This is a genomic window from Devosia sp. T2-14 (assembly GCF_055397495.1).
Genome location: NZ_AP027921.1, coordinates 2,720,909 through 2,734,450, shown reverse-complemented (window position 1 = coordinate 2,734,450; position 13,542 = coordinate 2,720,909). Strand labels below are relative to the sequence as shown.

Annotated in this window: 10 protein-coding genes; 3 read left to right on the top strand and 7 right to left on the bottom strand. The window is 62.6% G+C overall.

What is annotated here, in order from left to right:
- Positions 1 to 14: 14 nt before the first annotated feature.
- Positions 15 to 1,751 (bottom strand): OmpA family protein, encoded by a 1,737-nt coding sequence (locus ACZ5WT_RS13280; RefSeq protein ID WP_464284263.1) that lies wholly within the window; start codon positions 1,749 to 1,751, stop codon positions 15 to 17.
- 282 nt (positions 1,752 to 2,033) lie between these two features.
- On the bottom strand, positions 2,034 to 3,506 hold the full coding sequence (locus ACZ5WT_RS13275; protein WP_464284262.1) for a hypothetical protein: 1,473 nt from the start codon (positions 3,504 to 3,506) through the stop codon (positions 2,034 to 2,036).
- Positions 3,507 to 3,932: 426 nt separating this feature from the next.
- Here ACZ5WT_RS13275 and ACZ5WT_RS13270 point away from each other — a divergent pair, with 426 nt between their 5' ends.
- Positions 3,933 to 4,676, top strand: coding sequence for an SDR family oxidoreductase (locus ACZ5WT_RS13270; RefSeq protein ID WP_464284261.1), 744 nt, complete (start codon positions 3,933 to 3,935; stop codon positions 4,674 to 4,676).
- Between the two features lie 55 nt (positions 4,677 to 4,731).
- Here ACZ5WT_RS13270 and nagA read toward each other — a convergent pair whose 3' ends face one another.
- From nagA to ACZ5WT_RS13255, 3 genes are read right to left on the bottom strand one after another with little or no spacing between them, the layout of a single operon-like run.
- On the bottom strand, positions 4,732 to 5,895 hold the full coding sequence (nagA, locus tag ACZ5WT_RS13265) for an N-acetylglucosamine-6-phosphate deacetylase (RefSeq protein WP_464284260.1): 1,164 nt from the start codon (positions 5,893 to 5,895) through the stop codon (positions 4,732 to 4,734).
- Positions 5,892 to 6,926 carry an SIS domain-containing protein gene (locus ACZ5WT_RS13260; protein WP_464284259.1) on the bottom strand — a complete coding sequence of 345 codons (1,035 nt, stop codon included), beginning with the start codon at positions 6,924 to 6,926 and terminating at the stop codon, positions 5,892 to 5,894. Before ACZ5WT_RS13260 ends, nagA begins: the two co-directional genes overlap by 4 nt.
- The gene (locus tag ACZ5WT_RS13255) at positions 6,923 to 7,711 is read right to left on the bottom strand and encodes a GntR family transcriptional regulator (protein ID WP_464284258.1); all 789 of its coding nucleotides are present in this window, start codon (positions 7,709 to 7,711) and stop codon (positions 6,923 to 6,925) included. Before ACZ5WT_RS13255 ends, ACZ5WT_RS13260 begins: the two co-directional genes overlap by 4 nt.
- Positions 7,712 to 7,974: 263 nt before the next feature.
- Here ACZ5WT_RS13255 and ACZ5WT_RS13250 point away from each other — a divergent pair, with 263 nt between their 5' ends.
- A complete protein-coding gene (locus ACZ5WT_RS13250) occupies positions 7,975 to 8,868 on the top strand; it encodes an N-acetylmuramic acid 6-phosphate etherase (RefSeq protein ID WP_464284257.1) in 894 nt (297 codons plus the stop codon).
- Between the two features lie 57 nt (positions 8,869 to 8,925).
- On the opposite strand, the gene ACZ5WT_RS13245 is transcribed toward ACZ5WT_RS13250, so the two are convergent.
- Together ACZ5WT_RS13245 and ACZ5WT_RS13240 are read right to left on the bottom strand one after the other, a co-directional pair.
- Positions 8,926 to 11,358, bottom strand: coding sequence for a glycoside hydrolase family 2 protein (locus ACZ5WT_RS13245; RefSeq protein ID WP_464284256.1), 2,433 nt, complete (start codon positions 11,356 to 11,358; stop codon positions 8,926 to 8,928).
- On the bottom strand, positions 11,358 to 11,621 hold the full coding sequence (locus tag ACZ5WT_RS13240; protein WP_464284255.1) for an XRE family transcriptional regulator: 264 nt from the start codon (positions 11,619 to 11,621) through the stop codon (positions 11,358 to 11,360). The genes ACZ5WT_RS13245 and ACZ5WT_RS13240 overlap by 1 nt, the downstream gene beginning before the upstream one ends.
- Positions 11,622 to 11,865: 244 nt before the next feature.
- Here ACZ5WT_RS13240 and aspT point away from each other — a divergent pair, with 244 nt between their 5' ends.
- Positions 11,866 to 13,533: an aspartate-alanine antiporter gene (gene aspT / locus ACZ5WT_RS13235; RefSeq protein WP_464284254.1), complete on the top strand. Its 1,668-nt coding sequence runs from the start codon at positions 11,866 to 11,868 to the stop codon at positions 13,531 to 13,533.
- The last annotated feature ends 9 nt before the right edge of the window (positions 13,534 to 13,542 follow it).

Here is a 13,542-nt window from a genome sequence, read left to right as displayed (position 1 = left end):
CCTGCCCCGTATTCCTAGTAATGCTCGGCCTGCACCGTTACGACGATGCGCCGATTGAGCTGTTTGCCCTGCGCCGTTGCGTTATCGGCCACGGGCTTAGCTTCGCCATAGCCAACCGCATAGAGGCGCGATGCTGTGACATCACGCGCAACCAGTGCCGATACGACGGCTTCCGCGCGGGCGACCGACAGCGCCAGGTTCAGGGATTCATCGCCATCGGAATCCGTGTGGCCCTCGATATGCACGACTGCGTCGGGACAAAGCGCCAGATCGGCAGCCAGTTCATCAAGGGCGGACTTCGACTCATCGGCGATGACGGCGGCGCCGGACTTGAACAGGATGGCATTGCGCGCCGAAAACTCGGCAACGGGCGCAGCACAGGCCTTGATATCCGCAATTGCGCCGGCCGAAGGCGCCGCCGCCGTGGCGACCGGAGCAATTTCGGGTGGCAACTCGATCTCGGTGGTCCAGTTTGCCGGCGTGGTCGCCGCCGTCAGAGTTGCGAGCGTCGCGTCGCGGGTTACGGCGTCGGGCGCTACGCCAGTCAGGGTCCAGCGCCCCTGTGACAGGCTCAATCGCCCCTCGGCGAGCTGCTCCAAAGCCTGCAGACCGGCCTCGGCATCTGCCAGGAAGTTGGTCGGCGCGCCATCGGCAATGCTGACCGCAGCGGTGTCTCCGCCGCCGACTTCCCCGAGCTTGCGCAGGACCTCATCCGCAGGAACCTGTCCACTCAGCATGATCGGACCGCCCTCAGTACGGCTGGCGGCGAAGGCATAATTCGGATCGACGGGAATGTCGGCGGGCGCAGCGGTGACCAGCTCAGCTGGAGCGGCCGCGACGACAGGAGTGGCTTCCGCAACAGTAGCTGGGGGCGAGGCCTGAGGTTCTGCCACAGCCATGGACCAACCTGAAGCCGCGAGGTTCCTCGAGACAAAGTCGGCTTCGATGACCACCTTATCGGAAGGCGACAGCGGCGAGCCGGTGAGGATCCAACCCCGCCCGTCGAACTCGACTCGCCCTTCCCTCAGTCGTTGCAAGAACGAAAGGCCAAGCGTGGCTGACCCGACGAAATTGTTCGGCTCACCGGAAGCGTAAGTCATTGTTTCAGTTGCTGATTGCCCAGCGGCAGCGAGCAGTTGACCTTCCTCGGCGACGCTCGGCACAAAACCCGATAAAACGATCTTGCCGGACGGATCCTTGCTGGCAGACCAGGTGTATGTCTCTGCACGCGGCGCACGAACTTCGGCTTGGGCCAGCACCAGGCCTTGCGGCGCGCCTCCGGCGATAATCGCGAGAAGCGCCAGGTAGTCCTCGCTCGAACGCGCGGTGCCGACCATCGTCAGAATATTGGCACGGAGGGCGATACGTCCCTCGCCCATCAAATCCAGCGCGGACAGCCCGAACTCCACGCCGGACTGATAGCGAGCGGGCGCACCACTGCCCAGCTTGAGCCAAGTGATATCGGCACCAGACGTCTCACCGAGGGCGGATCGCGTGGCTTCGTCAGGCGCATAGCCGTCGAAAACCACTACACCGCTGGCTTGCCGGGTCGCACTCATCCAATAGTCGGAGATACGAGGCGCATCGAGGGTAACGATGCTGCCGCCCGTCTGCGCCTGTGCGACCTGGAGAGCAACTTGCGTCGAGAGGTCGATAGCACAGGCATTCGATGCCATAGCCACGCACAGGGCCGTCCCGCTCAGGGCACTGACAAGCCCCGGCGCGACCCGCTTGATGAGGTCCGTGATCATTCCCGTTCCAGTAGATGTCCGCATTTGCGGTCACGCTAGAGCATTTACGTCCGCATGGAAACGAAAATGCCAGCCCTAAGTCATTGCTGGCACGTCAATAAATTACAGTGACCAGAGCAGCGCCACGCCACCCGCGATCATGCGCAAGAATCGGGGCAGCCCGGCCGCAACAACCCACTTGCACTGGGGCCCGGATGTCACCGCGAGCCACGCTCAAGCCCCCAAATGCAGAAAGGCCCGGCATAAAGCCGGGCCTTTCCGTAGTCCCAAGTAATCCGAGGATTACTGGAAGGACTTCGATGCCTTGAAGGTCACCTTGTAAGCGCCGTTCTGCTGAACGGTTGCGCCAACTGCCGACGAGAAACCGCCGCCAACTGGGGTCCAAGCGAGTTCGGCCTTGCCGTAGAAGTCGGACTGAGCAGCGCGAGCGCCAACCAGAACAACAGCAGCATCGTCGGCAGCGTTGCCGTAGACACCAACTTCGCCGGTGAGCTTGATCGACTCGGTCAGAGCAGCAACGAGCTGAACTGCAACCTGGTAGCTGTCGCCAACGCCAGCAGTGCCGTCGTTGAAGTAGCGGCCGCCGAGGTTCAGGTCGATGCCTTCAGCAACGGTTGCACCAACCGATGCGCCGAAGCCGTAGTCGGTATCGAGGGCAGTGCCGTTCGACTGGGTGCCGCCAGCAGCTTCACCCGAGATCGCGATCTTGAACATATCGAACTTGGCTTCGCCCGAAACCAGGCCGTTCCAGTACGAATAGTTTGCAGCGAGAGCCGCATCATAACCGCCACCGATGGCCAGAGCGCCACGAACCTTGAACTGGTCGAAGGTTGCAGTCACGCCCGAGTGGACGAGGTAGGTGTCGCCATTGGTCGACACGCCATCGAGCAGGCCGCCAACGGCGCCGCTGATGTGGGCGGTGATGCCCGAACCTGCGTAGTCGAGAACACCGACCAGGGTACCGGCCTTCTGAGCACCAGTCACCGGAACGGCAGCGCCGGCGATGAAGGGGTTCGCATCGGTGGTTGCACCAGCCGAATTCAGATTTTCGAGACCGATCTTGGCGATCAGGCCTTCACCAATGTTCGACCAGAGCTGGATGACGTGACCGCCACGCTTCGGAGCGAAGGTGTCAGCGTTTTCGTCGGCAACAACGCCAGCGTCAGCGCGCTGCGAAATGAACAGGCCGGTGAAGTTGAACGGCTCGTCGTCGCCCTTGTTGAAGATCGAACCGCGCTTACCAGCGGTCAGGACGGTGGTGTCACCAACCTGAACATAGGCTTCGTCCAGAACGATGGCATTGCCGGATTCACGCTGCTCAACGCCTGCGGGAACGCCGCCGAGGCCCGAACCGCCGTTGCGAACGCGAACGCGGTCGTCGTGCTTGATCTTGATCACGGCAGAAGCAGGACCGAAGTCGCTACCAGCGGTGCCGACGAACTTCAGCCAAGACTGAACGCGCGATTCCCAGTCGTTGTTCGAACCAGCAACGTTGCTCGGCGCGTCAACGTTGACGTTGCCCAGGTACGAGGTCGAAACGACGTTCCGCGACTCGTTGAAGTTGCCGAACGAGAAGTCGTACTTCACTTCGCCCGAGATCTGCAGGCAGTTGGTGTCGGACGAAATGGTCAGGCCCGACAGGCCCAGCTCGTCGCAAACGTCCAGCGAGGTGAGAACACCCAGATCAGCTGCAAAGCCAGCGGTCGAGAGACCAGCTGCGGCGACAGAACCGAGGATAAGGCTCTTGAGTTTCATTAGTTGACCTCCAAAGTCAGTCATATTTTTGCCGGTTGCCCGGCGGTTTGTCGTAACGCGACCACACTATTCGTGGTGCAGTGTGTTGCCGTCGCGCTGCGACCGACAAACGATCCCATGCATGGATTCGCAAGACCCACTCTACGCATGCCGAATAAGGACGCAATCTCGCAAAAGCCCATTTTGGGGAAGTGCCATCTGGTTGCGGATCGGATGTTGCAGATTCAGCACACAGCCGGAAACGCCTTGTTAACCGGGCTAAACGAGAGGTTAAAGAGTCGGCGATTTGAGGGCGTTAGCGCTGGCGTTGCTGGGAATTCAGCGGTTTTGGCACCGTCACGCATGCAGCGACTTTGGGCCGCGAATGTGGGACAAATCGGGTGACAATCGGGCGGGTGCGTTTCGTCCGCCGTATTTGGAGCGAATATGGGCACGGACAGAAAAGTAGCTGTTGTCACCGGCGGCAGTTCAGGAATCGGGAAAGCGGCAGCCATCGGATTTGCCAAGGCTGGCTACGACGTGGCCATTTGCGGTCGGCGAGAAGTAGCGCTGCAGACAGTCGCGGGCGAGACGGGCGGCTATTGGGCCCCATGCGACGTGACCGATCCGGCGGCCGTAGCGACGTTCTTTGATGGCGCACGGGAGACGTATGGCCGGATCGACGTGGTGTTCAACAATGCGGGGCGGTTTGCGCCGGCGGTTTCCTTTGGCGATCTCGACGTCGCCACCTGGAAGGAAATGGTCGACACCAATCTCAACGGCGCATTTTACGTCGCGCGCGAAGCGTTCCGGGCCATGCGCGACCAGAGCCCGCGGGGCGGCCGCATCATCAACAACGGTTCGATTTCCGCCTATGTGCCCCGCCCGGGCGCGGCTTCCTATACGGCGACCAAGCATGCCATCACCGGCTTGACCAAGGCCATCTCGCTTGATGGGCGAGCCTTTGACATTGCGTGCGGGCAGATCGACATCGGCAATGCGGCGACGGATATGACCAGCAATATGAGCAGTGGCTCGTTGCAAGCCAATGGCACGATGATGCCGGAACCCACCTTTGACGTGCGGCACGTGGTGGATGCCCTGCTCTATATGGCCGGGCTGCCGCTATCGGCCAATGTGCAGTTCATGACGGTGATGGCGACCAATATGCCCTATATCGGACGGGGATGACTGGTCGCGCGCCATTATGGCCCCCTCGGGTTAGCCCGAGGGGGATCGTCGCCGGCTAGGCGTGGAAGACTTCGACGCCGCTGATCCAGGTGGAGGCGACCTTGCGGTCATCGGTAAGGTGCACGAAGCTGGCGACGGCGCCGGGCTGCAGGTGGCCGAACTCGTCTTCGATGCCCATGGCCTCGGCCGGATAGAGCGAGGCCATACGGAGCACTTCCTCGAGGGGAAGGCCGATGCGGGTAATCATGAACTCGACGGCGTCGATCATATCGAGATCGGCACCAGCCAGAGTGCCGTCGGCCAGGCGCAGCGCGCCGTCCGCGCGGGTGATCGTGCGACCGTTGAGGGTAAGCGTCTTCAGGTCGGTGCCCGTCTGCGACATGGCATCGGTGACGAGGAAGATGTGGCCGGGATGCCCATCCTTGGCGCGCAGGGCAATTTCAATGGCAGCAGGATGCACGTGAATGCCGTCGGCGATCAGGCCGGCATGGACGCGGCCATTGGTGAGCACAGCACCGACAACGCCAGGCTCCCGGTTGCCGAGCTGGCTCATGGCGTTGAACAGGTGCGTCGCCATGCTGGCGCCAGCCTCGAATGCGGCACTGGCAACATCGCCGCTCGCATCGGAGTGACCGACACTGACGATGATGCCCGCGTCGGAAAGAGCCTTGATCTGCGCCGGGGTCACGGTTTCGGCGGCCACGGTGATCAGGAGATTGGGCAGGTCAGCCGCAGCAGCGATCAGTCGCGCGAGGTCTTCATCATCCATCGGGCGGATCAGCGCCGGATCATGGGTACCCTTGCGGGCCAGCGATAGATGCGGCCCTTCGAGATGCAGGCCGATGAAGCCCGGCACGGCCTGCTCGGCAGCGGCCTTGCCGGCGGCCATGGCGGCGACGTTCACGGGAACAGAGTCGGTAATGAGCGTAGGCAGTAGCGCCGTGGTGCCGAACTGGGTGTGGGCGGCGCAGATGGTGCGGATCGATTCAACCGAGGGAGCATTGTTGAGCAGGATGCCACCGCCGCCATTGACCTGCAGGTCGATGAACCCCGGCACAACCGAGCCGCCATCCAGCACGACGGTCTTGGCATTGGCCGGAATGGCGTCGGCGCTGACGATACCCGACACGTGGCCGAACTCGATGAGAAGTGCGGCATTATCGTGCCAGCTGTGCCCGTCAAAAATGCGGGCGCCCGAAATGGCGAGAAGATCGCTCATAGTGTTTCAGTGACTTTCTTGAGCATAGGTGGCTCGTCTGGATTGAGCCCGCGATGGCGGGCCAAGGCTTCGACGAACCCGTAGAACGAAACGATCAGCGACAGGGGATCGGTGATCGGGTGACCTGTAGCAGCAAACGGCAGGCGCCTGGCGGCGCCCGGCCGGTCGCTGGTCAGGAAGGCGAGAGCGCCCTGCCCGGCCAGCTTGTGCGCCATATCGGCGACGGACGTCTCCGCCGCGTCGCGGGCGGCAAGCGCCAGAACCGGATAGCCGGACGTGACTATGGAAACGGGGCCATGCATCACCTCGGCCGAGCTGTAAGACTCACCCTGGATGCCGCAGGTTTCTTTGAACTTCAATGCCGCCTCGTTCGCAATGGCAAAGCCCGGTCCGCGCCCGAGAACATAGAGCGCGTTGTGGCCATCGAGCGCACCGATCATTTCAGACCAGTCGCAGGCCACGGCTTTGGTCAAGGAATTGGGCAAATCATTGACGGCCGACTTGAGCTCATCGTCTCCGCTCCACCGCGCGATGAGGGCGAGGCCGGCAACGACCGACGTTACGAAGGTCTTGGTGGCCGCGACGGACTTTTCGACGCCGGCATGCAGATCGATGGTGAAATCGGATGCCGCGGCAAGAGGCGAGCCAGCGGTATTGGTGATGGCGACACAAGTTGCGCCAGAACGGCGGGCCGATTGGGCCATGCCGACAATGTCGGGGCTCTTGCCGGATTGGGAAATGGCGATAGCAGCCGCGCGATCGAGCTTGAGATCCTTGCCGTAGATCGACGCAATCGAGGGACCGATGGAGGCCACCGGCAGGCCAAGGGTCAGCTCTATTGCATATTTCAGATAGGCGCAGGCGTGATCGGATGAGCCGCGCGCGACAGTTGCGACCATGATCGGATTGCGTTCGCGCAGCGTCGCTGCGGCCGCATCGAGAACCGGACCGGACATGTCGAGGAAGTTGGCAACGACACCGGGTGTCGCTTCAACCTCCGCACGCATGTGGGTCTGGTTCCGACCGGTCATTTCTTGGTGCCTCCCGCAGAAGGCGCGTCTCCGATCCGCAACTCGGCTACGAAGTCATAGGTGTCGCCCCGGTAGATGGAGCGGGTAAATTCAATGACCCGCCCCGAGGCGAGATAGGAGGTGCGCTCGATATTCAGTCCGGCGGAGCCTTCCGACACCTGCAGCAACTCGGCATCTTCCTCGCCAAGATTGGCCGCCCGTATCCGCTGAATGGCCCGGACCGGACGATTACCGCCCTTGTCGAGGTGTTTGTAAAGCGAATCCGCAATCGAGGCGGGATCGGGAAGGATGCGCGCGGAGAGACTGGCGCGCTCGATGGCGAGCGGGACGTCACCCGACAGGCGCAGGCGCGAAATGCGCGCCACCTGGTCCCCTGCCGAAAGACCAAGGATGACGGTCTCTTCCGGCGAGGGCAGATAGAGGCCGCGATCGAGCCATTCCGCACGAACGGCCATGCCGCGACGGGCCATGTCTTCGGTGAACGATGTCAGCTGGGACAGCGACTGCTCGACGCGCTGCGTCTGCGGCGACACGAAGGTGCCCGAACCATGACGCTGCACCAGCACGCCTTCCTTGACCAGCTGGAGCACGGCCTTGCGCACGGTGACGCGGGACACGTCTACCTTGGTGGCCAGATCACGCTCGGATGGCAGAGCATCGCCGGGATTGAGTGCGCCACCATCGATCGCATCCTCGATCCAGCGCTTGAGCTGGAGATAGAGCGGACCGCCGGATGGCAGCACCACCGGTTCATCGCCAAAGAATGTGCTCGACAAATCGGCCACTAACTCCCCCTCGCGATGTTACGATCAGCTGTGCATTCCATATCACTCAAAATCCCTGATTTGGCCAAGCCAGGCTGCTAAAACCAGATAATACCAATAAAGTACCATTTACCAAGTGCCAAAACGCGCTTGTCCAGCGCAAGCGCAGAGGATTGGCGGAATTGACGTTTTTGACGTCTCGACGCGCGCGTTATAGCCACTATCCTGCTGCGTTGTGGACAAGTGGTATTTTTTTGGCATTATTGCCATGACTGGAGACTGGGATGACTGCAACGCAGACAGAAATGACCCACACCAGCGCTCCCGGCTTCGACATCAAGCCACCGGTAGAAGCGCTGACAATTCTCGCAAAAGCGCAGGCCGAAGCGGCCCAGGCTGTGCAGGAAGCCGTACCGGATATTGCTGATGCTGCGCAACTGGCTGCTGCATGCCTCGGCCGTGGTGGACGCCTGATTTATGCAGCCGCAGGCAGTTCAGGCCTGATGGCGCTGGCCGATGCGCTCGAGCTGCCGGGCACTTACGGAATATCGCGCGACCGCATCAAGGTGCTGCTGGCCGGCGGACTCGACGCCCTCGTTTCGATGGAGGGCGCGCCGGAAGATGACGCCGATGCCGCGCGGGCACAGGTCGCCGAGATCAATGTCGGACCCGATGATTGCCTGATCGCCCTCAGTGCCAGCGGCTATACGCCCTACCCCATGGCGGCCGTGGAAGCCGCACGGGCGGCCGGAGCCAAGACGGTTGGCATCAGCAACAATGCCGGAGCCGAGCTATCCAAGCGCGTCGACGTGGCCATCTGCCTGCCAACTCCACCGGAGGTAATTGCCGGCTCGACCCGCATGGGCGCCGGTACCGCACAGAAGATCGCGCTCAACATGATTTCGACGCTGATGGCCGTGCATCTGGGCCATGTCCACGATGGCTTCATGGTCAACCTCATTGCCGACAACATGAAGCTGCGCGGCCGTGCGCGGCGCATCGTCATGGCGGTGAGCGGTGTCGGTGGCGACGCGGCCACTGATGCGCTTGAGCAGGCCGGCGGATCGGTGAAAACCGCGATCTTGCTCGCGGCCGGTGCCGACAAATTCCAGGCGCAGCGGCTGCTCACCGAGCACGACGGCAAGCTGCGGCCGTCGCTGGAGGCGCTCGGGCGGTAAGATCAACCTCACCGGCCGTCACGCTCGGCTCAGGCCCGAGAGTGACGGCGGTCAGAGCTAGTGCACAAGCTGATTGGCACACCGGAAGACCGGGCTGTTCCCCAGCATCGCGGCATCCAACGCCACAGGACAGGTAACCCGGAATGCACGGCTTTCGCCGGGCAGCAGCGTTACCAGCATGTCGTCAATCGTGGCATCGGGATGGATGCGGTCGACGAATAGGCACAGGTCCTTGAGCAGGGTTCTGGCGGTGACCGTCACCAGCCAATCGGCCCCCGCCTGTTCGACAGCGATATCGGCCTGCGGTTCGGGCAGATCGAGTGCGATGTCCTCGTTGAAATAGTGGTGAGCCACGCTGTCGTGCATGATTGCGACGAGCATTTCGCTGCGCGGATCGCCCGGCGTCGCGACGTGGTCGGGGATAGCAAGTGAGCCGATATCGAGCCGGTCGGCGCAGAGGCGCCAATGGGTCCATTCGGCAAGCACAGTGCCATCGAAGCGCATGCGCCTGACGGTGACCGGGCCGCGCCAGAACAGGGTGCGTTCGTTGACGGCGAAGACATGCAACTGCTCGCTGCGCGGCTGGATGGTCAGCAGGTGCGGATGGTAGGCGGCCCGCAGCGCGTACCATAGCGGCTTGAGGCGGCCGTAGCCGTCAATCGCGGCCCAAGACGTGACCGGCCAGCAATCGTTCAGCTGCCAGACGATCGCACCCATATTGGTGGGGCGATGGCTGCGCCAATGCTCGATCCCGAAGCGGATCGCGCGGGCCTGATTGAGCTGAGTGGCGTAGTGCCAGTCGTCCATGTCCTGCGGCACCGGCAGGTGTCCCGCGACCCCGCGCAGCAGCTTGTCATTGCCGATGGTGGCCTTCTGGTGATGCCAGACGCCGGGCGACGTGGGGGTCATCGGGTTGTCGTGGATAGCCTGGGTCAGCGTGGCCCAGGTGGGCGGCGCCTGCCAGCCAAATTCGGAGCAGAAGCGCGGCACGCTGTCTGCATAGTGCTCGTAGCCGATGTCGTTCCAGACATCCCAGACGTGGCTGCAACCATGAGCGGGATCATTGGGATGGATGTCCATGCTGCCCGAATAGGGGCTGCCGGCCCAATAGGGACGCGTTGGGTCAAGCTCGGCGACGAGACGCGGCAGCAGGTCGAGATAATAGCCCTGCCCCCAAGTCCGACCTTCAAGCACGTCCTGCCAGCCCCAATCGAACCAGCCCCAGATATTCTCGTTATTGCCGTTCCACAGAACCAGCGACGGATGGGGCATTAGCCGGACGATATTATCGCGCGCCTCGGCCTCGATCTCCGCTGGTAGCGCGCCCTCCTCGGGATAGGCCGCGCAGGCGAAGAGGAAGTCCTGCCACACCAGCATGCCGGCGGCGTTGCAGGTTTCGTAGAACGCGTCGGTTTCGTAGATGCCGCCGCCCCAGACGCGCAGCATATTGATATTGGCGGCCTGGGCTTGCGCGATGCGGGCGGCATTGCGCTCGGGCGTTACGCGCGGCAGGAAGCAGTCATCGGGGATCCAGTTGGCGCCGCAGATATAGACTGGCACGTCGTTGATGATGAAGGTGAAGGCGGTACCCTCCTCATCGGCTGACGTATCGAGCCGCAGCGAGCGGAAGCCGATTTGCCTTGTCCAGGAATCGGTTACGGCCCCATTTTCATCCACGAGCTCAATCGTCAGCGCATAGAGCGGCTGGCTTCCCAGGCCGTGCGGCCACCACAGTGCGGGGCCTGGAACCAGCAGGTCGAGCGTTGTGGCAGCGCCTGCCGGTAGCTCCACCGTTACGTTGGCTACGCTGGCGCGCAGTCTGTGGCCGTGGCCCAATCCATCAGTTTCGACATGAGCGGTGACGCGGCCATCGGCGCCAGAAAGCGTGATTTCTGGGCGGACGGAGGCGATGCGGGCCGCTGTCCAGCTCTCGATGCGGATGGGTTTCCAGATGCCTGACGTGACCAGCGTCGGGCCCCAGTCCCAGCCGAAATTGCAGGCCATCTTGCGCATCAGATTGGCGGGGCCGGGATAGTTGTTGGGTCGCGGTTCGTATTGGGCGGCCAGCGCTTCGCCGCGCGTCAAGGCGGACTCGAACAGGATCGAAAGCGTGTTCTCGCCCTCGCGCAGGAGACCACGGACATCGACCCGGTACGTGCGGTTCATATTGGCAGTTTCGGCGATAATCGCGCCGTTGAGCACGATCTGCGCGAAGGTATCGAGCCCCTCACAGACCAGTTCGACATGGCCGGCGCCTTCGTCGTGCCAATCGAACGTCCGCTCGTAGCGCCAGTCGCAGCGCCCCACCCAATCCACCGCGATCTCGTTGAGATCGAGATAGGGGTCGGGGATCAGGCGCGCCGCCAGCAGATCTGTATGCACGGTCCCGGGCACGGTGGCAGGAATGGTGGCGGGCAGCGAGGGCGCGCCAACGGCGCGGGCACAGCTCAGGGTCCAGCCGCTATCAAGGCTTCGTTGTGTCGGGATCATCAGAGGACGTCGTCTTCGCCTGTAGTGCCGCCTTCGCCTTCCCAGGTCTGGATGCGCTTGACGGTCTGACGTGGAAACTTGAGGCGTACGCCAACGCCCTCCCCGCCCACTTCGGGCAGAATCAGGACGCCATGTGTTTCGAGCGCGGCGCGGATGGCCAATTGGCAAGCAGCATCGGGCAGCAGCGTATCGGCTTCGAACTGCTCGATCTCCCCGGCCGGCACCAGGGACTCTGTGGCCAGCGTTGCGACGGACCATCCCACAAGCGCGCGCCCGGCACGGCTTTGCGATGGTGTGATTGGGGGCGCCAAATCAGTCATGGAAACGATACTCCTCCCCGCATTTGAAGCATGGAGCTGCCACCGCTGCCAAGCCATGTCGGCTCTGACCGGCCCATTTGGGCGAATGCAATCCGCTAAAACTGCGCCGAATTAGTTAAACCCATCAGCCAAGTTTCAGTGTTTGTTTGGTGCTCCCTGGCCGCATGCGACTTTGTGAGGTGATCTCGTGTCATTTCTTGCAGATCCTGTCGTTGCCCTCTTTGTATCCCTGGCCGTCGGCTACGGGGTTGGACTGATCAGAATAGGTCCAATTCAGGTCGGCGGCGTGTGCGGCACGCTCTTTGTGGCGCTGCTCATCGGTCAGCTTGGCGTTACGATAGACGCCGATCTCAAGAACACTGCCTTCGCCCTGTTCATCTTCGCGCTTGGTTTCACCGCGGGACCGCAGTTTTTCACCAATGTGCGCAGCGGGTGGCGCTATGGCATACTGTCCATAGTGGAGGTGGTGTCGGTGCTGGGGCTACTCGCCCTCTCCGTACATTTTCTCCACCTCGATCCCGGCACCACTGCCGGGCTTTTTGCAGGTTCGGCCACTGAATCGGCGGTGATCGGCACAGCGTCGGAAGCCATCGCGCGGCTGGGCCTGGCGCCCGAAGAAGCCGACCTGCTGCAATCCAACATCGCCACCGCCTACAGCATTACCTACCTGTTCGGGCTCGTCGCCATTGTGGTGTTCACCAACCAGATTGCGCCGCTGCTGCTGCGCATCAACCTGCGCGAAGAAGCCAAGGCACTCGCCAAGACATATGGCGAGGAGGAGAATGACGACACGGCAGAAGGCCTGCCCGCGCTGGTCGGCCGAGCGTTCCGCGTCGGCTCACTGGCTGGTTCGACCATCGGCGCCTTCGAAAACAGCCGCAAGAATGCCGTCACCATCGAGCGCATCAAGCGCGGCCGGGAGATTATCGAAACCACGCCGGATATGGTGCTGGAGCCCGACGATATCGTCTTCTTGCTGGGACGCCGCAACCCGGTGATCGCGGCACAGGAACGGCTGGGCGATGAAGTGCCGGTGCCCGCCAATACCAACCTGCCCCTCACAACCCGCGATATCGTGCTGGTGCGCAAGGAGGTTTTCGGCCTCCGAATCAGCGAACTGCGCAAGATGGCCGCTGCAGACTTGCGGCGCGGTGTGTTTATCGAGAGCATCCGCCGGCTCGGGCGAACGCTGCCGGTATTGCCGGGCACGGTGCTCGAGGAAGGCGATATCCTCAGGCTATTCGGGCCGGAAAAGGCCGTTGCGCGCGCCTCCAAGGAACTGGGCAACGACCTGCCGCCCACGGACAAGACCGATTTCATCTTTCTGGGGCTGGGCGTGGTCATCGGCCTGTTCATCGGCAGCCTGAGCCTGAAATTCGGCGCGCTCGACCTGACGCTAGGCACCGGCGGCGGCGCGCTGGTTGCGGGCCTGGTTTTCGGCTGGCTGCACATGCATTTCCCGCGGCGCGGCTCGCTGCCGACCGCCGCCGCAGAGTTCATGAAGGATTTCGGCCTTGCCACCTTCATTGCAGCCGTCGGCCTGTCTGCCGGGCCCGATGCCATCGCGCTGATCCAGCAATATGGGCTGATCCTGCCGGTGATCGGCATCCTGATCTCCGCCCTGCCCGCGCTGTTCTCGCTGATCATCGGCACTTTGCTGCTCAAAATCGAGGCCCCGATCCTGCTCGGGGCAATAGCGGGCCAGCATTGCAGCACGCCGACCATTTCGGCGCTGGTCAGCAATGCCGGCAATTCCATTCCGGTCATCGGCTACACGGTGACCTATGCGATCTCCAACGTACTCCTTCCCTTGATGGGGCCGGTGGTCGTCAGCATGGCGGTGGCCATGCAGTGACGCCCTGTT